The sequence below is a fragment of the Achromobacter colocynthidis genome, from assembly GCF_057334535.1.
In genome coordinates, this window is record NZ_JBHFIZ010000002.1 from 24872 (window position 1) to 47885 (window position 23014).

General features: G+C 65.0%; 21 protein-coding genes and 1 pseudogene. 11 read left to right on the top strand and 11 right to left on the bottom strand.

Translation table 11 applies throughout. The features are described 5' to 3' along the window. Positions 1–156 precede the first annotated feature (156 nt). From ACE04A_RS00470 to ACE04A_RS00490, 5 genes are all read left to right on the top strand, one after another. Entirely contained in the window at positions 157–315 is a 159-nt protein-coding gene (locus ACE04A_RS00470) for a DUF5993 family protein (protein WP_167400992.1), read from the top strand. 10 nt (positions 316–325) lie between these two features. After that, complete coding sequence (locus ACE04A_RS00475; RefSeq protein ID WP_448717724.1) at positions 326–898, top strand: disulfide bond formation protein B; 573 nt, start codon at positions 326–328, stop codon at positions 896–898. A gap of 105 nt (positions 899–1003) precedes the next feature. Next, positions 1004–1534, top strand: coding sequence for a 5-(carboxyamino)imidazole ribonucleotide mutase (gene purE, locus ACE04A_RS00480; protein ID WP_279995290.1), 531 nt, complete (start codon positions 1004–1006; stop codon positions 1532–1534). Further along, on the top strand, positions 1531–2721 hold the full coding sequence (locus ACE04A_RS00485) for a 5-(carboxyamino)imidazole ribonucleotide synthase (protein ID WP_485819779.1): 1191 nt from the start codon (positions 1531–1533) through the stop codon (positions 2719–2721). Before purE ends, ACE04A_RS00485 begins: the two co-directional genes overlap by 4 nt. 6 nt (positions 2722–2727) lie before the next feature. After that, a complete protein-coding gene (locus tag ACE04A_RS00490; RefSeq protein WP_485819780.1) occupies positions 2728–3783 on the top strand; it encodes an L-threonylcarbamoyladenylate synthase in 1056 nt (351 codons plus the stop codon). 224 nt (positions 3784–4007) lie between these two features. Here the strand turns inward: ACE04A_RS00490 and ACE04A_RS00495 are convergent, their stop codons facing one another. The 4 genes from ACE04A_RS00495 to ACE04A_RS00510 are packed head-to-tail and all read right to left on the bottom strand — an operon-like array spanning position 4008 to position 7220. After that, complete coding sequence (locus ACE04A_RS00495; RefSeq protein ID WP_485819781.1) at positions 4008–4835, bottom strand: IclR family transcriptional regulator domain-containing protein; 828 nt, start codon at positions 4833–4835, stop codon at positions 4008–4010. Next, complete coding sequence (locus ACE04A_RS00500; RefSeq protein ID WP_448717726.1) at positions 4835–5476, bottom strand: 3-oxoacid CoA-transferase subunit B; 642 nt, start codon at positions 5474–5476, stop codon at positions 4835–4837. Before ACE04A_RS00500 ends, ACE04A_RS00495 begins: the two co-directional genes overlap by 1 nt. Positions 5477–5485: 9 nt before the next feature. Next, positions 5486–6166, bottom strand: coding sequence for a 3-oxoacid CoA-transferase subunit A (locus ACE04A_RS00505; protein ID WP_127185482.1), 681 nt, complete (start codon positions 6164–6166; stop codon positions 5486–5488). 55 nt (positions 6167–6221) lie between these two features. Next, the gene (locus tag ACE04A_RS00510) at positions 6222–7220 is read right to left on the bottom strand and encodes a Bug family tripartite tricarboxylate transporter substrate binding protein (RefSeq protein WP_259249397.1); all 999 of its coding nucleotides are present in this window, start codon (positions 7218–7220) and stop codon (positions 6222–6224) included. A gap of 298 nt (positions 7221–7518) precedes the next feature. Here ACE04A_RS00510 and ACE04A_RS00515 point away from each other — a divergent pair, with 298 nt between their 5' ends. Continuing rightward, complete coding sequence (locus ACE04A_RS00515; RefSeq protein ID WP_259249396.1) at positions 7519–8541, top strand: amino acid ABC transporter substrate-binding protein; 1023 nt, start codon at positions 7519–7521, stop codon at positions 8539–8541. A gap of 190 nt (positions 8542–8731) precedes the next feature. Continuing rightward, entirely contained in the window at positions 8732–10291 is a 1560-nt protein-coding gene (locus ACE04A_RS00520; protein WP_259249395.1) for an acetolactate synthase large subunit, read from the top strand. A gap of 105 nt (positions 10292–10396) precedes the next feature. Here the strand turns inward: ACE04A_RS00520 and ACE04A_RS00525 are convergent, their stop codons facing one another. The 7 genes and pseudogenes from ACE04A_RS00525 to ACE04A_RS00555 form a co-directional block, all read right to left on the bottom strand. Continuing rightward, on the bottom strand, positions 10397–11107 hold the full coding sequence (locus tag ACE04A_RS00525) for an ABC transporter ATP-binding protein (RefSeq protein WP_259249394.1): 711 nt from the start codon (positions 11105–11107) through the stop codon (positions 10397–10399). 11 nt (positions 11108–11118) lie between these two features. After that, a complete protein-coding gene (locus tag ACE04A_RS00530) occupies positions 11119–11883 on the bottom strand; it encodes an ABC transporter ATP-binding protein (protein ID WP_485819782.1) in 765 nt (254 codons plus the stop codon). Beyond that, complete coding sequence (locus ACE04A_RS00535; RefSeq protein ID WP_485819783.1) at positions 11876–12955, bottom strand: branched-chain amino acid ABC transporter permease; 1080 nt, start codon at positions 12953–12955, stop codon at positions 11876–11878. The genes ACE04A_RS00530 and ACE04A_RS00535 overlap by 8 nt, the downstream gene beginning before the upstream one ends. 2 nt (positions 12956–12957) lie before the next feature. After that, positions 12958–13839 (bottom strand): branched-chain amino acid ABC transporter permease, encoded by an 882-nt coding sequence (locus tag ACE04A_RS00540; RefSeq protein ID WP_259249391.1) that lies wholly within the window; start codon positions 13837–13839, stop codon positions 12958–12960. A gap of 25 nt (positions 13840–13864) precedes the next feature. Then, a complete protein-coding gene (locus ACE04A_RS00545; RefSeq protein ID WP_259249390.1) occupies positions 13865–15025 on the bottom strand; it encodes an ABC transporter substrate-binding protein in 1161 nt (386 codons plus the stop codon). 82 nt (positions 15026–15107) lie between these two features. Next, complete coding sequence (locus ACE04A_RS00550) at positions 15108–16712, bottom strand: benzoate-CoA ligase family protein (RefSeq protein ID WP_485819784.1); 1605 nt, start codon at positions 16710–16712, stop codon at positions 15108–15110. 91 nt (positions 16713–16803) lie between these two features. Continuing rightward, positions 16804–17265: pseudogene (locus ACE04A_RS00555) on the bottom strand (DUF4863 family protein); the annotation flags it as partial. A gap of 178 nt (positions 17266–17443) precedes the next feature. Between ACE04A_RS00555 and ACE04A_RS00560 the strand changes: the two are divergent. The 4 genes from ACE04A_RS00560 to boxA all read left to right on the top strand — a co-directional run bounded on the left by ACE04A_RS00560 (position 17444) and on the right by boxA (position 23000). Beyond that, positions 17444–18352 (top strand): helix-turn-helix transcriptional regulator, encoded by a 909-nt coding sequence (locus ACE04A_RS00560; protein ID WP_259249387.1) that lies wholly within the window; start codon positions 17444–17446, stop codon positions 18350–18352. 117 nt (positions 18353–18469) lie between these two features. Continuing rightward, the gene (boxC, locus tag ACE04A_RS00565; RefSeq protein WP_438858669.1) at positions 18470–20188 is read left to right on the top strand and encodes a 2,3-epoxybenzoyl-CoA dihydrolase; all 1719 of its coding nucleotides are present in this window, start codon (positions 18470–18472) and stop codon (positions 20186–20188) included. A 47-nt stretch (positions 20189–20235) separates the two neighbouring features. Continuing rightward, positions 20236–21663, top strand: a complete 1428-nt coding sequence (gene boxB, locus ACE04A_RS00570; RefSeq protein ID WP_448717732.1) for a benzoyl-CoA 2,3-epoxidase subunit BoxB — start codon at positions 20236–20238, stop codon at positions 21661–21663. 53 nt (positions 21664–21716) lie between these two features. Next, the gene (boxA, locus tag ACE04A_RS00575) at positions 21717–23000 is read left to right on the top strand and encodes a benzoyl-CoA 2,3-epoxidase subunit BoxA (RefSeq protein ID WP_448717734.1); all 1284 of its coding nucleotides are present in this window, start codon (positions 21717–21719) and stop codon (positions 22998–23000) included. Positions 23001–23014: the final 14 nt, after the last annotated feature.

Consider the following 23014-nt stretch of genomic DNA (forward strand, 5'->3'; position numbering starts at 1 on the left):
AAACAACCCGCTTATGCACAGTGAGCGGGTTTTTTTTATGCCTCCAAGGCATAAGCCGGCGCCGCGCGCATCAGGGCTTTCGATAACAAATATGTCGGATTGTTACGTTATACTCGTCGGCTGCTTAGCAGGACGCCGCCGACAGGAGCCTTCCGCATGATCATGATGTTGCCCTTTCTGACCGGATTGGTCGCCGTGTGGTTCGGGGTGCTTGGCAAGCGCCGCCCCTGCGTGACTTTCTGGATGCTGACGCTGGCGATCTTTGCCGCCTGGTGCGTGCACCACATGAACACGCCCCTGGCGTTGTCGCTGTAAAGGCCGGGCGATGATCTTTTCCCGCAATCCGGCGCGCGGCTCGCGCGTGTTGAACGGCCTGGCGCTGCTGGGCATCACCGGCATCCTGGGCATGGCCTTCGCCTGGCAGTTCATTTATGACGAACTGCCGTGCCCGCTATGCCTGTTGCAGCGCGTGGCGCTGATACTTGCCGGGGTGGGGTTCCTGCTGAACATGCGCTTGGGGCCGTCCCCCATGCACTACGCGATGAGTATCGCGGCGTCGCTCGGGGGAATGCTGGCGTCGGGCCGGCAAGTGCTGCTGCACATGGCGCCGGGTGACCCCGGTTATGGCTCGCCGTTCCTGGGCATGCACTTCTACACCTGGGCCTTCATCGCCTTTTGCGCCATCATCGTTTTCTGCATATTGATGCAGACGGCCGACCGCAAATGGGGCGACAGCATGCTGAAAAAGCCGGTGTCGGTGCTGGGCATTATCGTTATGGCCCTGTTTTTCATCATGACGCTGGCCAACGTGGGCGGCACCACGCTGGAATGCGGTTTCGGGCCTTGCCCGGACAATCCCGACAGCTATCTGTGGCTGTCGTCACCGGCCGCGCGCTAGCTTCGACCGCGCGCCGGGTAAAATACCGGGTTTCGCGGACTGCGTCCGCGGTCCTTTGACATTCCGCGGGCAGGTTTCCGCGGTCTTACCTCTTTGACACCGGTTATGACAGCCAAGACTTCCGCAGCGGCAGAGGCCACCCCCGTGGTGGGCGTGATTATGGGATCTTCCAGCGATTGGGAGGTCATGAAGCACGCGGTGAACATGCTGGAGGATTTCGGCGTGGCTTACGAGGCGCGCGTGATTTCCGCGCATCGCATGCCGCAGGACATGGCCGAGTACGGCGCGGCGGCGCATGGCCGCGGCCTGCGCGGCATCATCGCCGGCGCCGGTGGCGCGGCCCACCTGCCGGGCATGATGGCGGCGCTGACCGAAGTGCCGGTGTTTGGCGTGCCGGTGCCGTCCAAGTACCTGCGCGGCGAAGATTCGCTGCTGTCCATTGTGCAGATGCCCAAGGGCGTGCCGGTGGCCACGTTTGCCATCGGCGAAGCCGGCGCGGCCAACGCGGCGCTGCACGTGATTGCCACGCTGGCCGGCACCGATGCGGGCTTGCATCAGAAGCTGGTGGCTTTCCGCGCACGCCAGACGCAAGCCGCGCGCGACATGAAGGTTCCGCCCGAGGCATCGATCGTATGAGCAAACCCACTTCCTTCATGATTGCCCCCGGCGGCTGGCTGGGCTTGCTGGGCGGCGGCCAATTGGGCCGCATGTTCTGCCACGCGGCGCAAAGCCTGGGCTACAAGGTTGCCGTGCTGGACCCGGCCGACGAATGCCCCGCCGGCATGGTGGCCGACCTGCACATCCAGGCGGCCTACGACGACGAAGCCGGACTGGCCCGCCTGGCCCAGACCTGTCAGGCCGTCACCACCGAATTTGAAAACGTGCCGGCCGACAGCCTGCGCACGCTGGCCCCGCGCTGCCGCGTCAGCCCGGCCGCCGACGCCGTGGCCATCGTGCAGGACCGTATCGCCGAAAAAACCTTCATCGCCGCGCAAGGCATTCCCGTTGCGCCGCACGCCGCCATCCGCAGCGAAGCGGACTTGCGCGCCGCGCCAGACGCCTTGTTCCCCGGCATTTTGAAAGTGGCCCGCCTGGGCTATGACGGCAAGGGTCAGGCCCGCATCAGCACGCGCGACGAAGCGCTTGCTGCTTTCGCTGAATTCGGCGGTGTGGCCTGCGTGCTGGAAGCGCTGATGCCGCTGGATTATGAAATCTCGGTGGTGCTGGCGCGCGGTTTCGATGGCGCCAGCGTGGTGTTCCCGGTGGCGCGCAACGTGCATCGCGACGGCATCCTGGCGGTGTCGACGGCGGCCCCCGTGCAGTCGGACGCGGCCCATTCCGAACGACAGGCCCGCGCCACCGAGGCGGCGCAGTCCATTGCGCAAGGCCTGGGCTATCACGGCGTGCTGTGCGTGGAGTTCTTTGTCTTGAAGGACGGCAGCCTCATCGTCAACGAGATCGCGCCGCGCCCGCACAACAGCGGCCACTACACGATGAACGCCTGCGTCACCAGCCAGTTCGAACAGCAGGCGCGCGCGATGGCCGGCTTGCCCTTGGGCAGCACGGCGCTGCTGGCGCCTGCCGTCATGCTGAACATCCTGGGCGACATCTGGTACGAATCGGCCACGGCCACGACCCAGCGCGAACCCGACTGGGCCGCCGCGCTGGCGGTGCCCACCGCCAAGCTGCACTTGTACGGCAAGCATGACGCGCGCCGAGCCCGCAAGATGGGCCACATCACCATCGTGGCGCCCACGCTGGATGAAGCCCGCAGCGACGCCGCCCGTGTGGCCGCCGCGCTGGGCATGCAAGCCCCCGAGTAAACCGCGATGCCTTCCTTGCCTACGCTGGATTCCGCGCGCGACGCGGACATCGCCCACGCCGCGCAGCGCCTGCTGGACGGCGAGCTCGCCGCCTTTCCGACCGAGACCGTCTACGGCCTGGGCGCGGACGCGGAAAACCCGCAAGCAGTGGCGAAGATCTATGCGGCCAAGGGCCGCCCGTCGAATCATCCCGTCATCGTGCACATCGCGCCCGGTGGTGATGTGTCGTATTGGGCAGCGGACGTGCCGCCCGAGGCGCGCCTGCTGATCGATGCGTTCTGGCCTGGGCCGCTGACACTGATCCTGAAGCGCGCGCCGCATATCGTTGATACGGTTAGCGGCGGCCAGGACAGCATCGGTATCCGCTGCCCATCTCACCCGGTGGCGCAGGCGCTGCTGGCGGCGTTCGCGGCGGGCAAGCCGAACGGGCAGGGCGGCGTGGCCGCGCCATCGGCCAACAAGTTCGGCCAGGTGTCGCCCACGCGCGCCGAGCATGTGCGCAGCGAATTTCCCGAGGAAGTCGCGGCGGGCATGCCTGTGCTGGAAGGCGGGGCGTCGGAAGTGGGTATCGAGTCGACCATTCTTGACCTGTCGCGCCTGGATCGCGGTGCGGGTCCCGTGCTGCTGCGTCCGGGTCATATCAGTGCGGCGCAGATTGAAGCGGTGCTGGGCGTGCAGGTGTTCGCACCGGACGCCGCCGCGCCTAGGGCGTCGGGTACGTTGAAGGCGCACTATGCGCCGCGCACGCCGTTGGAGCTGGCATCGGATGAGCGGCTGCAAGAGGTGGTGCAAGGACGGAATCTGCCGTCAGGCACGGTGGTAGTGGTGGCGTATGGGGCCAGGCCTGAAGCGTTGGATGAGCGTTTGCAATGGCAGCCTGTTCCGGCGGACCCGGCACGTTACGCGCAGGCCTTGTATGGCTTGCTGCGCGATCTGGATAAACAGGGTTATTCGCGGATCATCGTGCAGGCGCCGCCTGCTAGCGATGAATGGCACGCGGTCAATGACCGGATTGGTCGCGCGGCTGCCGCGTTTTCGCTGGATATGACGGGGGTGGGGTAGCTTGCTTGAAGGGGTTGGGCTAGGTTGCTTGATGGGGTTTGCGGGACTCTTGGGCGGTTGCTTGATGGGTTTCGCGCGAACCCTGCTTGTTTTCTTTTGTTGGTTGTCTCGCGCTGCACCCATCCTACGGCCCGGACTTGTAGGATGGGTGAAGCGCGGCATGGTGGTCAGATGGGGCACGGTGCGTAACGCGCGTAACCCATCGGACGGTGCCGCCCACTTCTTCACGCCACCAAAAATTCCCCGATTCTTTCCACAGCCTGCCGCAGCGGGGGCAAGAACTCTTCCGTCAGGCGCGTCAGCGGCACACGCGCTGCCTTGACGCTGACGTTCACCGCGCCGCAGGCTTTGCCGCTGGCGGAACGGACGGCGACTGAAATCGCGCGCACGTTCAATTCCAATTCCTGATCGACCACCGCATAGCCTTGCTCGCGGATACGCGCCAATTCCACGCGCAGTTTCGCTTCGGTGTTCAGCGTAAATTCCGTATAGGGCTGCAAGTCGGTCGCGGCGAAATAGCGGGCCAGGGCGGGCTCGGGTAATTCGGCCAGCAACACACGCCCGATCGACGTGCAATATGCCGGCAGGCGGCTGCCCAGACCCATTGAGGTTGCCAGCAGGCGATTCACTTCGGAACGCGCCAGGTACAGCATTTCGTGGCCTTCCATGATGGCCAACGCGCAGGTCTCGTTGACCGTGGCGCTCAGTTCTTCCAGCACGGGTTGGGCCAGCGACACAAACGGCGTCGACGAAAAATACGCATAGCCCAGGCCCAGGATGCGCGGCGTCAACACGTACAGCCTGCCGTGTTGCTCCGCAATGCCCAGCAGCACCAGCGTGTGCAGACATCGCTGCACCACCGCGCGCGGCAGGCCTGCGCGACGGCTCAGTTCCGCCGCCGTTTGCGGATGGCGCCGCGTGCCGAACGCGCGGATCACGTGCAGGCCGCGCGCCAGGGTCAGCATGTAGTCCGGGGCGCCCCGGAACTGGTCGGGATGGTCGTCAGCGGCCAACGGCGCGGCGTAGCCGGGCGGGGGCAGATTAGGCAGCATCAGCCCGCGCGCAGCGGCGCGCCGGTGCGTCCTTGCAGTTCGGTCAGCGTCATGCCGTGGATCATATCCCGAACCACCAGGCCTTCCGGCGTGACATCAATGACCGCCAGATCGGTATAGATGCGGTCCACCACGCCCGCGCCCGTCAGGGGATAAGTGCAGCGTTCGACGATCTTCGGATCACCGTTCTTGCTGTTGTGCTCCATCATGATGAACACGCTGCGCGCACCTACTGCCAGGTCCATCGCGCCGCCCACGGCGGGCGCTTCGCCCGGCTTGGCCAGCGACCAGTTGGCCAGATCCCCATTGGCCGCGACCTGCATGCCGCCCATGACGCAGATGTCCAGGTGGCCGCCGCGCATCATCGCGAAGGAATCGGCATGGTGAAAATACGCGCCGCCCGCAAGCAAGGTCACGGGCTGCTTGCCGGCGTTGATCAAATCCAGGTTGATGGCGTCGTCAGCGGGCGGCGGGCCCATGCCCAGGATGCCGTTTTCGCTATGCAGCACAATCTCGCGGTCGTCCGGCAGGTGCGCGGCCACCAGCACCGGCATGCCGATGCCCAGATTGACGTAGCTGCCGTCGGGAATGTCCAGGGCCAGGCGGCGCGCCATGGCCTCGCGGGTCAGGGGTTGATACATGGCTGTCCTTCAACTGGAAAAGGCGGCGTTGGCCACCTCGGTGACGCGCTTGACGAAGATGCCCGGCGTCACGATGGCTTCGGGCGGCAATTCGCCCAGTTCGGCCTTGGCGCGCACCTGCACGATGGTGGTCTTGGCAGCCATGCACATGATCGGCCCGAAGTTGCGCGCGCTCTTGTGATAAGTCAGGTTGCCCCAGCGGTCGCCCTGGTCGGCCTTGACCAGCGCAAAGTCGCCATGCAGCGGCGTCTCGAACACATGGCCGCGTCCGTTGATCATGCGCGTTTCCTTGCCTTGGGCCAGTTCGGTGCCGTAGGCGGTGGGCGTGAAGAATCCGCCCAGCCCCGCGCCCGCCGCGCGCAGCCGCTCGGCGATGGTGCCCTGCGGTACGCATTCCAGTTCAATGCCGCCGCGCCGGTACAGGTCGTCGAAGACCCAGGAGTGGGACGCCTTGGGAAACGAGCAGATCACTTTGCGCACGCGGCCGGCCTTGATCAGCGCGGCCAGCCCCGTTTCGTGGTTGCCCGCGTTGTTGCTGACCACGGTGAGCTCGCGCGCGCCCTGGTCGATCAGTGCATGGATCAGTTCGGTGGGCATGCCGGCACCGCCGAAACCGCTGATCAGTATCGTGGCGCCGTCGTGGATGTCCGAGACCGCGGCCTCGGGCGTGTCGATGAACTTGTTGATCATGGTGTGGGTTCCGATCAGCAGGGGCCACGGCGTTGCCGCCGCGCCCCGGCTTCGTTCAGTTCGCGGTGATGCCGACTTGCTTGACGACGTCGGCGTAGTGGGCGGACTCTTGCCGCATGAATTCGGCGAACTGCGCCGTCGTGCCCCCCACCGGCATGAAGCCGACGTCGATGAATTTACGCCGCACCTCGGGGTCTTTCACCACTTCCGCGACCTCGCGCGCCATGCGGTCGATGATGGGCTGGGGCGTGTTGGCCGGCGCCAGCAACCCCGCCCACGAACCCGTTTCAAAGCCCGGCTGGCCCGCTTCGCCCATGGTGGGAATGCTGGGTTCGTCGGGCCAGCGCGCTTTGCCGGTGAAGGCCAGCGCCTTCAGCCGGTTCTGCTTCACGTACTGCATCGGCACCAGAATCGGGTCGAACACCATCGACACGCGCCCTCCCAGCAGGTCCGTCAGAATCGGCGCGCTGCCCTTGTAGGCCACGTGCGTCATCGCAATCTGGTTCTTCGATGCAAACCGCGCGCCGGTCAGGTGCGCATTGGAACCCGTGCCGCTGGACGCATAGGTGAGCTTGTCGGGATGCTTGCGGCCGTAATCGACCAATTCCGCCACGGTGTTGACCGGCAGGTCTTCGGCCACGAACAGGAACAAAGGCAGGTCGGCCATTTGCACGACGGGCACCAGGTCCGTGGGCTTGAAGTTCAGCTTGTACAGATGGAAGTTGACCAGGTAGGCCGGCAGCATGGCCAGGAAGGTGTAGCCGTCCGGGTCCGCCTTGGCGGCAATGGCCGAGCCCACGCTGCTGTTGGCGCCCGGCTTGTTCTCGACAATGATCGTCTGGCCCAGGCGCGGGGCCAGCTTTTCCACCACGATGCGGGTGACGATGTCGGTGGAGCCGCCCGGGGTGTACGGCACGATGATCTTGATGGGTTTGGTGGGCCAGTCATCCGCGGCCTGGGACGGGCCGGCGGCCAGGCCGATGGTGGCCAGGGCCGAGCACAACAGGGTTTTCAGGGCAAGGCGGCGGGGCTGCGATTTGCAAACTGTAGCCATGGATTTGTCTCCTCCATGAATCGACCGAATATCGATGCGCGCCCGGGTTTTTCTAGTGGCGCGCTCGGCGTTTTTAAGGGTTTGCGGTGATGCCGCGTATCGGACATCGACGCAAAAAAAGTATGGCATGCGGGGGCGCGCCGATTGGGGCGTAAGGGCCTGATTAAGTTCGATCACCGGACAAATAGCCAAATCTATCTGACTCGTCATTCCTGGGGTTTGCACTAGGGAAAGCCGCGTTGTTCACGGGGTGGACATGGCGTAATCTGGCTCGAATTTCACCCTCAGGAGAAGCACAATGAAGCGGTCAACGTGGTTTGCAGCCGGCGCTTTGGCCCTGGCGTGCGCGTCCCAGGCGGCGCTTGCCGGCCCCACCCTGGATGCGGTGAAGAAAAAGGGATTTGTGCAGTGCGGCCTGACCGACGGCGTCTCCGGGTTCTCGGCCACCAACAGCAAGGGCGAATGGGAAGGCATGGACGTGGACATCTGCCGCGCGGTGGCGGCGGCCGTGTTCGGTGATCCGACCAAATTCAAGGGCACGGCGCTGTCCACCCAGCAACGCTTCACCGCGCTGCAATCGGGCGAAGTCGACGTATTGCTGCGCACCGTTACCCTGACCCAGACGCGCGACACGTCCCTGGGGCTGTCTGCCGTGGCCCCCAGCTTCTTTGACGGCCAAGGCATCCTGGTCAGCAAGAAGCTGGGCGTGAAAAGCGCCAAGGAACTCAACGGCGCCACCATCTGCGTGCAGCCGGGCACCACCACCGAATTGAACCTGGCCGACTGGTTCCGTGCCAACGGCATTGAATTCAAGCCCGTGGTGATCGACAAGGTGACGGAAGTGGTTCGCGCCTTTGAATCCGGCCGCTGCGACGCCTTCACCGACGACTCCTCGCAACTGGCCGCCGTGCGCGCCACGCAGGTAGCCAACCCGGACGACTACGAAATCCTGCCCGAACGCTTTTCGAAAGAACCGCTGGGCCCCATGGTGCGCCAGGGCGACGAGAACTGGCTGGGCATCGTGCGCTGGACCTTGTTCGCGCTGCAGGAAGCCGAGGAATACGGCGTCACGCAGAAGAACGTGGATGAGATGTTGAAGAGCAAGAACCCGAACGTCTTGCGCATCCTGGGCGTGACGCCGGGGGCGGGCAAGAACATGGGCCTGGATGAAAAATGGGCCTACAACGCCATCAAGGCCGTGGGCAACTACAGCGAAGTGTTCGAGCGCAACGTCGGCAAGGACAGCAAGCTGGGCCTGCAACGGGGCACCAATGCGCTGTGGAGCAACGGCGGCGCCATGTATCCGTGGCCGATCCGGTGATGCAACTGGGCTGAATACACGGGCCTGCTTCACGCAGGCCCTTTTTATTCCGGCAGGCGGAATGAGCCAAGAATGGTTCCATGCCCACAAGCTGAAATGGGTCTATCGCGATTTTGATACGCTCCCTATCATGCATATCAGGCGGGCGCGCATGCGCCCGCATCGCCATTGAAAACGACTAGGGAAAATCATGAACGGCGCTGACAGTCTCTGCGATACCTTGCTGGCCAACGATGTGGACGTGTGTTTTGCCAACCCCGGCACATCGGAAATGCACTTTGTCGCGGCCTTGGATCGCAAGCCCAAGATGCGTTGCGTGCTGGGCCTGTTCGAAGGCGTGGTGACGGGCGCGGCCGACGGTTATGCGCGCATGGCCGACAAGCCGGCCGCCACCTTGTTGCACCTGGGCCCCGGCCTGGGCAATGGCCTGGCCAACCTGCACAACGCCAAGCGCGCGCGCACGCCCATGGTCAATATCGTGGGTGACCACGCCACCTATCACGTCCAATACGACGCGCCGCTGACCAGCGACGTGGAAGGCGTGGCGCGTCCCATGTCGCATTGGGTCAAGCGCACGATGACGGCCGCCGCCGTGTCGGCGGATGCGGCCGAGGCCATTGGCGTGGCGCGTCAGGCACCCGGCAACATCGCCACCCTGATCCTGCCCGCCGACACCGCCTGGACCGACCTGCCGGACAGCGCGCCCGCGCCGGTGCAAGTGAAGGACTTGCCCTTGGCCCAGACCTCCGCCGAAGCCGTGCGCGCGGCGGCCGCCGCCATCCGCTCGGGCGAAGTCACCGTGCTGATGCTGGGCGGCGCGGCGCTGCGTGAACGCGCCTTGAACGCCGCGGGCCGTATCGCCCGCGCCACCGGCGTGCGCCTGATGTCCGAAACCTCCAACCGCCGCATCGAACGCGGCGGCGCGCGCACCCCGGTTGACCGGCTGCCGTATCCGATCGACCTGGCCGTGGCCAAGCTGAAAGACGTGAAGCACCTGGTGCTGGCGGGCGCCAAGGCGCCGGTGGGTTTCTTTGCCTACCCCGGCAAGCCCAGCCTGCTGGCGCCGCCCGACAGCAACCAGGTGGTGCTGGCGTCCGCCGAACAAGATCTTGCCCACGCGCTGGAATGGCTGGCCGATGAGCTTGGCATTGCCGCCGACGCACCGCGCCTGGCTACGCCGGCCGCGGCCTATGAAGTGCCGTCCTCCGGCAAGCTGACCGGCGCCGCCGTGAACATTCTTGTCGCCCACACCTTGCCCGAGCAGGCCATTGTGTGCGACGAGTCCATCACGCAGGGCCGCGAATTTCCCATCTACAGCGCCAGCAGCGCCCCGCACGATTGGCTGATGCTGACCGGGGGCGCCATCGGCATCGGCCTGCCGCTGGCAACCGGCGCTGCCGTGGCCTGCCCGGACCGCAAGGTCATCACGCTGCAAGCCGACGGCAGCGGCATGTACACCTTGCAAGCCCTGTGGACGCAGGCGCGTGAAAACCTGGATTGCCTTACGGTCATCTTGGCCAATCGCTCTTACGCCACGCTGCATGGCGAAATGAAAAACGTGGGCGTGAAGGAACCGGGCCGCAACGCCCGCCGCATGCTGGACCTGGAAGAGCCCTATCTGGATTGGACGCACCTGGCGCGCGGCATGGGCGTGGAGGCGGTCAGCGTGGATACGGTGGAAGGCTTTGCGCGCGCGCTGGCCGACGGCCTGAAGCGCCGTGGGCCGTTCCTGATCGAAGCCATCATCTAAGGCGGCATAGCCGGGAGGCACCCCTGGGACGTCCCCGGGGCTGCACGCAAAGGTCGAACCCCGGGCCGCATTCCGGTCGGCATGGCATGCCTGAGTTGCCTACCCCTACACGCCCAGATAGCGCGTCAGTTGTTCCGGTTGCCGGGCCAGCGACGCGCTATCGCCGTCTTCCACGATCAGCCCTTTTTCCATTACCAGGCAACGATCGGTGTGTTCAAGCACCGCGCGATAGTTGCGGTCCACGATCAACGTAGACATCCCCGTCGCGCGAATCTCGCGGATGATGCGCCAGATCTCGGCCACGATCAGTGGGGCGAGCCCTTCGGTGGCTTCGTCCAGAATCAGCAGGTCGGGGTTGGTCATCAGCGCGCGGCCAATGGCCAGCATCTGCTGCTCACCTCCCGACAACTGCTGCCCACCATGGCCCAGCCGTTCGCGCAGCCGGGGAAAGGTGTCCAGCACGCGGGTATAGGTCCAGGCGCGCTTGCCACCTACGCTGGGCCGCGCCGCCACTTGCAGGTTTTCACGCACGTTCAGATTGGGGAAAATGCCGCGCCCTTCAGGCACGTACGCCACGCCCATGCGCGCAATGGCATGGGCCGGCGCGCGGGTGCAATCGCGACCAGCCACGCGCACCTGGCCGCGCGTGCTTTTCACCTGGCCCATCAGGCTGCGGATCAGCGTGGTCTTGCCCATGCCGTTGCGTCCCACCAGCCCCACGGATTCACCCGGGGCGATGTGCATGTCCACGCCGCGCAGCACATGGCTGGCGCCGTAGTACACATGCAGGCCGCCCGCTTCGATCAAGGTGTGCATGCGGGGTCTCCTTAGGTGTGGCCGGGGCGGGTGTCTTCGCCCAGGTAAGCCGTGCGCACGTCCGCGTTGGCGCGGATGTCGGCGGGCGGGCCGCTGGCGATGGCGGTGCCGTTGACCATCACGGTGATGGTTTCGGCAATGCGGAACACGGCGTCCATGTCGTGCTCCACGAGCAAAATTGCGTGGCCTGCCTTCAAGCTTTGCAGCAGGTCCAGAATGCGGTCCGTTTCTTCCGGTCCCATGCCGGCCAAGGGTTCATCCAGCAGCAGTACCTGGGGTTCGCCTGCCAGGCACATGGCGATTTCAAGCTGGCGCTTGCGGCCGTGTGGCAGCAGGCCGGCGGGGCGCGCGGCGTCGTCCGCCAGCCCCGTGCGTTCCAGCGCGTGATGCGCCAGTTCCGCGCTGCGCCGGCAGTCAGATGCCGGACGCCACCAATGCCAGAAGCGCTGGCGCGCCGCCTGCGCCGTCAAGCGACAGTTCTCGAACACGCTCAGTTCGGGAAACAGCGTCGAACGCTGGTAGCTGCGGCCCAGTCCGGCACGCGCGCGTTGCGGCTGGCGCCAGGGGGTGATGTCGCGTCCGCCCAGCATCACCTGGCCGCTGCTGGGCGCCAGTTCGCCCGACAGGATGTTGATTAGCGTGGACTTGCCCGCGCCGTTGGTGCCGATGACGGCATGCACCTGGCCACGCGCCAGTGCTAACGATACGTCGTTGACGGCAGTCAGCCCGCCAAAGCGGCGTGTGACGCCGGTGGCGGCAAGCAGGCAATCAGACATGGCGTTCTCCCTGGATGGGCAGGCGGGCAGCGGAGCGCATGGAGGCGGAAGGGGAGGCGGAAGGGGCCAGGGCCTGTGTGCCGGCGCCGGAGGCCGCATGCGTGTTGGCGGCGCGTGCCTCGCGACGCTGGCGCCATTGCGCGGGCAGGCCCGCAATGCCATTGGGCAGCAGCGCCACCAACGCAATGATGGCAATGCCCAGTGGCAGGTGCCAATGGCGTGCGTAGTCGCCAAACAGCGCCTGCGACTGGAACAACTCTTGCATCAGCACCAGCGCCACCGTGCCGATCACCGCGCCGCCCAGGCTGGCCATGCCGCCCAGGATCACCATCAACAACACCAGGCCCGATTGTTCCCAAGCCAGCAGTTCCGGCGTGACGAAACCGTCTTTCAGCGCGAACAGAAAGCCCGCCAGGCTGGCCAGCGGGGCGCCCACCACGTAGGCGGTCAGCTTGTACGGATACGTGGAATAGCCGGCCGCGCGCATGCGTTGTTCGTTGATGCGGATGCCGGCCAGCGCCGCGCCAAAGGGCGACCGCCGCAGCAGCGCCAGAAAGCCCCAGGTCAGCGCCAGGCAGGCCAGCACGAAGAAGTAGAAGGTGGTGGCGTTGCTCAGGTCGAACGGTATCCAGCCCGCTACCGACAGTTCAGGCCGGAAGTACAGGTAGATGCCATCGCTGCCGCCGCCGAAGTCGGTGTCGTGGAAAACGTAATAGGCCATCTGCGCAAAGGCCAGCGTCACCATGATGAAGTACACGCCGCGCGTGCGCAGCGCCAGCGCGCCGGTCACCAACGCATAGGCCGCCGCTGCCAACATGGCCGCGGGCAATAACCACCACAGGTTGCCCGCCTGGGACTCGGGCGACAGCAGCGCCGCCGTATACGCGCCAATGCCGAAGAAGGCGGCATGCCCCAGGCTGACCAGCCCCGCGCCGCCCACCAGCAGTTGCAGGCTTAGCGCGAAGATGGCGTAGATCATCACCTTGATGGCCAGGCCGGTGTAGTAGTCGCTGCCACTGTAGGCAAACGCGGCCAGCGCCAGCAACGTTGCAAGGGGAAGAAGTCTCTGCATGGCTAGCCCTGTTTGAACAGCCCTTCGGGCTTGCATAGAAGAATGAAGGCCATCAGCAGGTACACCAGCACGCCCGCGGCGGACGGGAACAGCACCTGGCCGAAGGTTTCCACAAAGCCCACCAACATCGCGGCCAGGAACGCGCCGCGTATCGAGCCGATGCCGCCTATCACCACCACCACGAAGCAGATGATCAGCACCCCGTTGCCCATGCCGGGATACACCGACGACACGGGCGCGGCAATGGTGCCGGCCAGCGCGGCCAAGGCCACGCCGGCCGCGAACACCAGCCGGTACAGCTTGTTGACGTCGATGCCCAGGGATGCCGTCATTTCGCGGTTGCTGGCGCCGGCGCGCAGCATCATGCCCAGCCGGGTACGCGAAATAACCCAATACAGCAGCAGCGCCACCGCAATGCCTACAGCCGAGATGAACAGCCGATACACCGGATACGTCATCACGCCGCCCAGCGAGATACTGCCTTGCAGCCACGCCGGCAGCGGCACGCCGTGCACGTCGTTGCCCACCAGGATGCTGCGCAGTTCCTCAAAGACCAAAATCAGCCCGTAAGTCATCAGCACCTGCTGCAAGTGGTTGCGGTGGTACAGGTAGCTGAAGAACGCCGCTTCCAGCACATAGCCCAGCACCCCGGCCAACAGCACGCACACGGCCAGGGTGGCGATGAAGCCGCCGCCCAGCCAGCGGTCAACCAGCGGCCCCAGCGCAAACGCCATGTAGGCGCCGATCATGTAGAAGCTGCCATGGGCCAGGTTGATGATGCCCATGATGCCGAAGATCAGCGTGAGTCCGCTGGCCACCAGGAACAGCAGCAAGCCGTACTGGAATGCGTTCAGGCTTTGAATAAGCAGGATGCTGATGTCCATGGGGCGTCCTTATGGCCTGGGGGCGTCAGAGCTTGCAGCCGCGCGCCGGGTCGGCCAGCTTTTTGGCGGCGACTTCGACGACCTTGTTCTCCAGGCCATCCACCCGGCGCAGATAGATGTCCTGCACCGGGTTGCCCGCGGCCGACAGCGTGAAGGGGCCGCGCGGGCTGTCCACGGTGGCGCCGCGCATCGCCTGGCGGAAGTCCGCCTTTTTGGCGAAGTCGCCCTTCACGGCCGACAGGCCCGACTGCATCAGTTGCGCGGCGTCGTAGCCTTGGACGGCGTACACGTCAGGCTGCACCTTGTAGTTCTTGGCGTAGTCGGCGCGGAAGGCGTTGTCGCGCGGCGTGTTCAGGCCGTCGGCATAGTGCAGCGTGGTCAAGAGGCCTTGTGCCGATGCGCCTTGCGCCTGCAAGGTGCCGTCGGTGAGGAAGCCGGAGCCGTACAGCGGAATGGTCTTGTCCAGGCCCGCGGCGTGATAGTCCTGCACGAACTTCACCGCGCCGCCGCCCGCAAAAAAGGTGAACACCATGTCGGGCTTGGTGGCCGCGATGTCGGTCAAGAGCGATTGGAATTCCACGTTGGGAAACGGCAAGCTCAATTCCTTGACGACCTTGCCGCCCGCTTTCTCGAAGCCTTCCTTGAAGCCGCCGATGGCCTCGTCGCCGGCTGCGTATTTCCAGGTGATGGTGACGGCGGTCTTGTGGCCCTTGGCGTAAGCCACGGGGCCCATGGCATAGGCTGGCTGCCAGTTGGTGAACGATGTGCGGAAGATGCCGGGGCCGCACAGCGGGCCGGTGATGGCGTTGGCGCCCGCGTTGGTGACGATCAGCGTGGTGTCGCTGTCTTTCGCGGCCTTGGCCAGCGCCATCGCCACGCCCGAGTGCACCGTGCCGATCAGCACGTCGACCTGGTCACGCTTGATCAGGCGGTTGGCGTTTTCAGCGGCCTTGGCGGGGTTGGACTCGTCATCTACCTTGAAGTATTCGATCTCGCGCCCACCCAGCTTGCCGCCTTGTTCGGCAACGTACAGCTTGAAGCCGTTTTCGATGGCGTTGCCCAGCGCGGCGTAGGTGCCGCTATAGGGCAGCATGAAACCGACTTTGATCTTGTCGGCGGCCTGCGCGCCGGTGGCGGCGAACGTCAGGGCCGCGGCAATCGCAGCCCGGGTCAGGGCGTGGTTCATGGTTTGTCTCCGTGCTTTGTCATGGGCTGGCACAAGGCCGGCCGGGTTTAACCAACGCGCCGACAATGCCGGCGAGGGGGATTCATAGCGTTGCTTCTTCCAACTGACGCAGCCGGAAGCGTTGGATCTTTCCCGTGGCCGTCTTGGGCAGCTCTTCGGTGAAGTTGATCTGGCGCGGATACTTGAAGGGCGCCAGATGCTGCTTCACATAGCTTTGCAGCGCGGCGCCGGTCTGGGCGGCGGGCTCGAAGCCCGGGCGCAGCACTACGTAGGCCTTGGTCTTGACCAGGCCGTCGTGGTCCGGCACGCCGATCACGGCGGCTTCCAGCACGGCCTCGTGCTGCACCAGCACGTTCTCCACTTCCACCGGCGACACATATTGGCCGCTGACTTTGATCATGTCGTCGCTGCGGCCGGCGTAGGTGTAGTAGCCGTCGGCGTCACAGGTGTATTTGTCGCCGCTTTTCAACCAGTCGCCCAGAAAGCACTGGCGCGTCTTGTCGCGGTTGTTCCAGTACATCAGCGCGGCGCTGGGGCCTTTGATGTAGAGGTCGCCGATGGTGCCGGCCGCCACGGGCGCGCCACTGTCGTCGCGCAACTGCACTTCGTAGCCCGGCACGGGTTTGCCGGTGGTGCCGTAGCGGATCTGTCCGCTTTGGTTCGAGATGAAGATGTGCAGCATCTCGGTGGAGCCGATCCCGTCCAGGATCTCGCAGCCAAAATGCCGCGTGAAGCGTTCACCGATGTCGCGCGGCAAGGCTTCGCCTGCCGATGTGCAGACCCGCATCGCGACCTGCTCGCGCGGCGGCAAATCGGGGGATGCCAGCATGCTGGCGTACAAGGTGGGCACGCCGTAGAACACGGTGGGGCGATGCCGCGTCAGGCGCTGGAACACGGCCTGCGGCGTGGGGCGTTCGCCCATCAGGATGACGGTGGCGCCGACGGATAGGGGAAAGGTCAGGCCGTTGCCCAGGCCGTAGGCAAAGAACAGCTTGGCGGCGGAAAACACCACGTCGTCCTCGCGGATGCCCAGCACGGGCTTGGCATAGAGCTCGGCCGTGTGCCAAAGGTTGCCATGCGTATGCACCACGCCCTTGGGCTTGCCGGTGGAGCCCGACGAATACAGCCAGAACGCGATCTCGTCGGATAGCGTGCGCACGGCGGGGGCCAGTGGCGCGGCGGCCAGCAGGGCGTCGAAGTCCTGCACGGGGCCGGGCAGGGTGCCCACGGGGTGCGCATTGTTGGGTTGCGCCGTATTTGGCTGTGCGTTGTTTGGCTGTGACACGACCACGTGTTCCACATCCCCGGGCGATTGGGCCAATGCCGCCTGCAAGGTCGGCATCAGCGCGCCCGAGACAAACACGGCGCGCACGCGGCTGTGCGTGATGATGTAGGCGTAATCGTCGGGCGTCAGCAGGGTGTTGACGGCCACGGGCACCACGCCGGCATGCAGCGCGCCCAGGAAGGCTACGGGCCAATCCACCGTGTCCTGCATCAGCAGCAGAATGCGTTCCTCGCGGCGCAATCCCAACTGCCGCAACGCGCCCGCCATGCGCGCGACCCGCTCGGCCAGTTCGCCGTAGCTAAGCTGGCGGCTGTCGTCGATATAGGCGGGCTTGGCGGCGCGGGCGGCGTTCAGGGCAGCCAGATGGCTGGCGAAGTTGAGTTCGGCGGGGCAGGTGTTCACGGTTGTCTCCTGATGTCCTGGTGGGGGCGCGCCATGGCTGTGTTTTTTTGGTTGCCATGGCGGGTGGGCGTCGGCGGCAGCCGTCGGGCGGTGTGAACGCGATGGCGCCGCCGGGCAGCAGGTACAGCACCAGCGCGCGGCCTTGCGTCACGGTGGGGCTATGCGCGCTGCCGGGGCCGTAGACCAGCCAGCCGGCGCCATGGCCGTCAAAGCGCGCGTCGGCGGTAAGCGGCATGATCAGGTCTATCTCGCCATTGGGATGCGCGTGGTGCGGGCCGGCCAGATCGTTCATGTCGACCACGTCCACCGAACAGCCGGCCAGGTCTTCCGCCGGCTTGATGACGCGCCCGTAGCGGATGCCGCCGCCTTCGCGGTTGCACATCCAGCCGTCGGCCACGCCCTGCCTACAGGCGGCGAAGATGTTCTGATACAGCGCGCTGCCGGGGCCGGCCTCGCGGTTCAGCATCGCCTGCAAGCCGTCATCCAGCGGCTGGTTCGCCACCAGGCGCGTGGCCTCGCGCATCAGGGCATGGAATTGATCTGGCGTGCTCACCGGGACTCCTCCTTTACACTGTCGGCGCTTTGGAAGCGGCATGAATTGGAATGCTGCTTTGTTGCGCGATGACGGCTTGGAACTGCTTGGAAGGAAAAATAGTGCTTCCATACGAAAGGGTCAAGCACTATAGTGCATAAAACATCGCGTATCAGGGTATTTGCGGAGTCAGCCAAACATGAATCAAGCGCTAGATACGGCGCCATCCGAACCCAGGCGGGAAGCTTTCCTGGTGGCATTGGGCGAGCGCGTGCGCCGCCTGCGAGCCATACGCGGCATGACCCGCAAAAGCCTGTCGCAGGTGACAGGGGTGTCGGAACGGCATTTGGCCAATCTTGAACATGGGGTGGGCAATGCGTCCATCCTGGTGCTGCTGCAGATTGCCCGCGCCTTCAATTGCGCGCTGGCTGAACTGGTGGGCGATGTCACCACCGAATCGCCCGACTGGCTGCTGATCCGCGAACTGCTCAGCGGCCGCACCGAATCCGATCTGCAACGCGCACGCGAAGCCTTGACGCAACTGTTTGGCGTGGGCGCGGGCGCGCAGCGGCCCAACCGCACGCAGCGCGTGGCGCTGATCGGCCTGCGTGGCGCGGGCAAGTCCACGCTTGGCCAGATGCTGGCCGACGACCTGGGCTACCCCTTTGTCGAACTCAACCGCGAGATCGAGCGCGTGGCGGGGTGCAGCATCCTGGAAATCCATAACCTGTACGGCCCCAACGCCTACCGCCGCTACGAACGGCGGGCGCTGGAAGAGGCCGTGCAGATCTACCCGGAAATGGTGCTGGCCACCCCCGGCGGGCTGGTGTCCGAACCGGCCACGCTGAACCTGCTGCTGGCGCACTGCTACACGGTGTGGCTGCGCGCCACGCCCGAAGAGCACATGGGCCGCGTCATGGCGCAGGGCGATTTCCGCCCCATGTCGGGCAATAACGAAGCCATGGCCGACCTGAAACGCATCCTGGCCGGGCGCGAGGCTTTCTACGAGAAGGCCGACCTGACCTGGGTCACCAGCAACCTGGAAGTGCAGGAGAGCTTTGCCGGCCTGCGCACCCAGGTTCGCAAGGCCTGCGGCCTGCCGCTATAAAACTGCACTTTTCTGCATGTCTTGCTTGACGTGCCTTTTTGCCTGAACTAATCTGCACAATAATTCATGTGATGCAGTATTTTTCCTGTCCAGGCAGGGCGTACGAGGAGACACACGATGAGCAGCACCGCAAATGGGGCGGAATCCCGGCTTGAAGTTCGGCCAGAATCTCTGGCAGAAGCCCGCGTCGATTTCCGCACCCAGCCCGACCAATACCGCCATTGGCGCCTGTCGTTCGACGGCCCCGTCGCCACCCTGGCCATGGATGTCGCCGAAGACGGCGGTCTGCGCCCTGGCTACAAGCTCAAGCTGAATTCCTACGACCTGGGCGTGGACATCGAACTGCACGACGCCCTGCAGCGCATTCGCTTCGAACACCCCGAAGTGAAAAGCGTGGTCGTCACCAGCATGAAAGACCGCATCTTCTGTTCGGGCGCCAATATCTTCATGCTGGGCTTGTCGTCCCACGCCTGGAAGGTGAACTTCTGCAAGTTCACCAACGAAACCCGCAACGGCATCGAAGATTCCAGCCGCCATAGCGGCCTGAAATTCATCGCCGCGCTGAACGGCGCCTGCGCGGGCGGCGGTTACGAGCTGGCCTTGGCCTGCGATGAAATCCTGCTGGTGGACGACCGCTCGTCCTCGGTGGCGCTGCCCGAAGTGCCGCTCTTGGGCGTGCTGCCCGGCACGGGCGGGCTGACGCGCGTGACCGACAAGCGGCGCGTGCGCCATGACCATGCCGATATCTTCTGCACGCTGGTCGAAGGCGTGCGCGGCCAGCGCGCCAAGGACTGGCGGCTGGTGGACGACGTGGTCAAGCCCGCGCGCTTTGAAGAGGCCGTGCGTGAACGGGCCATGGCGCTGGCCGAAGGCAGCGACCGCCAAGCGAGTGGGCCCGGCATTGCGCTGACGCCGATCGAACGCACCGAAGGCGCGAACCATTTGTCGTACCGCTACGTGGATATTCAGGTTGACCGCGACAAGCGCCTGGCAACCTGGACCGTGCGCGCGCCGGAAGGCGAGGCGCCATCCGAATTGGCGGACATCCTGGCCGCTGGCGCCGCGTGGTGGCCCTTGCAGATGGCGCGCGAATTGGACGACGCCATCTTGACGATGCGCACCAACGAGCTGGACATCGGCACCTGGATCTTCAAGACCGAAGGCGACGCTGCGGCCGTGCTGGCGGCCGACGCCGCGCTGCAACGGCACGCCGGCCACTGGTTCGTGCGTGAAACGGCCGGCATGCTGCGCCGCACGCTGGCGCGTCTGGACGTCACGTCGCGCAGCCTGTTCGCGCTGATCGAACCCGGCTCCTGCTTTGTGGGCACCTTGCTGGAACTGGCGCTGGCCGCCGACCGCAGCTACATGCTGGATAGCGAAGCGGATGCGGACGTTGATGCACCTGCGGCGCAGATCGTTGTGGGTGAACGCAACTTCGGCGCCTATCCGATGGTGAACGGCCAAAGCCGCTTGCAGCGCCGCTTCCATGAAGAGACCGAGCCGCTGGAAGCCGTGCGCGCCCGTGCCGGTCAGCCCCTGTCCGCCATCGACGCGCTGAACCTGGGCCTGGTGACCTACGCACCGGACAGCATCGACTGGGACGACGAGGTGCGGATGATGCTGGAAGAACGCCGAGCGCTGTCGCCCGATGCCTTGACCGGGCTGGAAGCCAACCTGCGCTTCGGCGGAAAAGAAACGATGGAAACGCGCATCTTCGGGCGCCTGACGGCTTGGCAGAACTGGATCTTCAACCGCCCCAACGCGGCCGGCGACAAGGGCGCGCTAAAGCTCTACGGCAAGGGCGAGCAGGCCGCGTTCGACTGGAAGCGGGTCTAAGAGCCGGTCTTCGAAGCCGAGCCGGAAAACAAACAAGGAGCGAGACAATGTCTGGAATCAACTACACCGATAAGATCCCCAATAACGTCAACCTGTCCGGCGACCGCACCTTGCAACGCGCGCTGGAACATTGGCAGCCCAACTACCTGCAATGGTGGCAAGACATGGGGCCTGACGGCTCGCATGGCTTCGACGTGTACCTGCGCACGGCCGTCAGCGTGGAACCCGATGGCTGGGCCAACTTCGACCACGTGCGCATGCCGGATTACCGCTGGGGCATCTTCCTGGCGCCGCAGGACGGGCAGCGCAAGATCCACTTCGGCGAAAACATCGGCCGCGACGTGTGGCAGGACGTGCCTGGTGAACACCGTGCCAACCTGCGCCGCATCATCGTCACGCAGGGCGACACCGAACCCGCATCGATCGAACAACAACGTCACCTGGGCCTGACCGCGCCGTCGCAGTACGACTTGCGCAACCTGTTCCAGATCAACGTTGAAGAAGGCCGCCACCTGTGGGCCATGGTGTATTTGCTGCATCGCTACTTCGGCCGCGATGGCCGTGAAGAGGCCGACGCGCTGTTGCAGCGCACGTCGGGCGATGCCGACAACCCGCGCATTCTGGGCGCCTTCAACGAGAAGACGCCGGACTGGCTGGCCTTCTACATGTTCACTTACTTCACCGACCGCGACGGCAAGTTCCAGTTGTGCGCGTTGGCGGAGTCCAGCTTCGACCCGCTGGCGCGCACCACCAAGTTCATGCTGACCGAAGAAGCGCACCACATGTTCGTGGGCGAATCGGGCATTTCGCGCGTGATCCAGCGCACCTGCGAAGTGATGAACCAACTGAAGACTGACGACCCGCAAAGCGTGCGCGCGGCCGGCGTTATTGATCTGCCGACCATCCAGCGCTATCTGAATTTCCACTACAGCGTCACCATCGACCTGTTCGGCGCGGACCAATCTTCCAACGCGGCGATTTTCTATGGCTCGGGCTTGAAGGGCCGCTATGAAGAGTCCAAGCGCACCGACGACCACCAGTTGAAGAACGACGCTTATCGCGTGTTGACCGTGAACAACGGCAAGCTGAACGAGGTGGAAGTGCCCATGCTGAATGCGCTGAACGAAGTGCTGCGCGATGACTTCATCCGCGATTCGGTCGCGGGTATTGGCCGCTGGAACAAGGTCATCGAAAAGAGCGGCATCCCGTTCCGCCTGCAGGTGCCGCACAAGGCGTTCAACCGGCAGATCGGCACGCTGGCCGGCATCCGCATGTCGCCCGAAGGCGAGATCGTGTCCGAAGCGCAATGGCAGGCCAACAGCCACAAGTGGCTGCCCACGCCCGAAGACCGCGCGTTTGTCGCGTCGCTGATGGGGCGGGTGACGGAACCCGGCAAGTTCGCCAATTGGATCGCGCCGCCCGTCATGGGCGTCAACCGCCAGCCGGTGAATTTCGATTACGTCCGTTTCAACTGAAGGCGACGGGGCGGCGCGCGAGTGCCGCCCGCCCGCGCATTGGGAAGACCGCGATGAACGCTCCCTTACCCGCACAGGTGCTCAAGCAGCACCTGATCGACCCCGAGATCTGCATCCGCTGCAACACGTGCGAAGAGACCTGTCCGGTTGACGCGATCACGCACGATTCCAACAACTATGTGGTGGACCCCGACATCTGCAATGGCTGCATGGCCTGTGTGCCGCCGTGCCCAACGGGCTCGATCGACAACTGGCGGCTGATGGTGCGCAGCGAAGCGTATTCGGTGCAAGAGCAATTCGGCTGGGAAGAGTTGCCCAAGGAAAAGGCGCTGCCGGTGGTGGAAGAGGCCACTGCGGCGGGGCTTTCTGGCGCTGCTTCCGATGATGCCTCCGATGATGCCTCCGATGATGCTTCCGAGGGGGCGGCGCCGCCTTCCGCGCAAGCGGCCTTCACGCTGCCGGGCGCGTCCGTGCCGCCGTGGTCGGCCGCGCATCCCTACGTCAATCTATACACGCACAAGGCGCCGATGACGGCGACCGTGGTTGGCAACTATCGCGTGACGGGCGCCGATACGGAAAGCGATATCCATCACATCGTGCTGGACTTTGGCGAGCTGCCGTTTCCCGTGCTGGAGGGCCAGTCCATCGGCATCCTGCCGCCTGGGGTGGACGCGCAAGGCCGGCCCCATCATGCGCGCCAGTACTCGCTGGCAAGTCCGCGCGACGGCGAACGCGCGGGCTACAACAACCTGTCGCTGACGGTTAAGCGCGTGACCGAGGACCACGGCGGCGCGGCGGCACATGGCGTGTGTTCGAACTATTTGTGCGATCTGGCCAAGAACGACACGGTGCGGGTCATAGGCCCCTTCGGCCATACGTTCCTGATGCCGAATCACCCGCGCGCGAACTTGATCATGATCTGCACGGGCACGGGTTCAGCGCCGATGCGCGCGATGACCGAGCGCTACCGACGGCGTATGGATACGGGCGAAAACGGCAAGCTGATGCTGTTTTTCGGCGCACGCACTGAACGCGAACTGCCGTATTTCGGGCCGCTGATGAAGCTGCCGCGCGACTTCATCGACATCAATCTGGCGCTGTCGCGCGAGCCCGGCCAGCCCAAGCGTTATGTGCAGGATTTGATCCGCGATCGGGCAGGGCAGGTGCGCGATTTGCTGGCCGACCGCAATACCTGCATCTATGTGTGCGGCTTGAAAGGCATGGAAGTCGGCGTGCTGGACGCATTGCGCGATGTGACGATGCAAGCGGGGCAGGATTGGTCTATCCTGCACGATGTGCTGCGCCGCGAAGGGCGCCTGCATTTCGAGACCTATTAGCGTCATTCACGAGC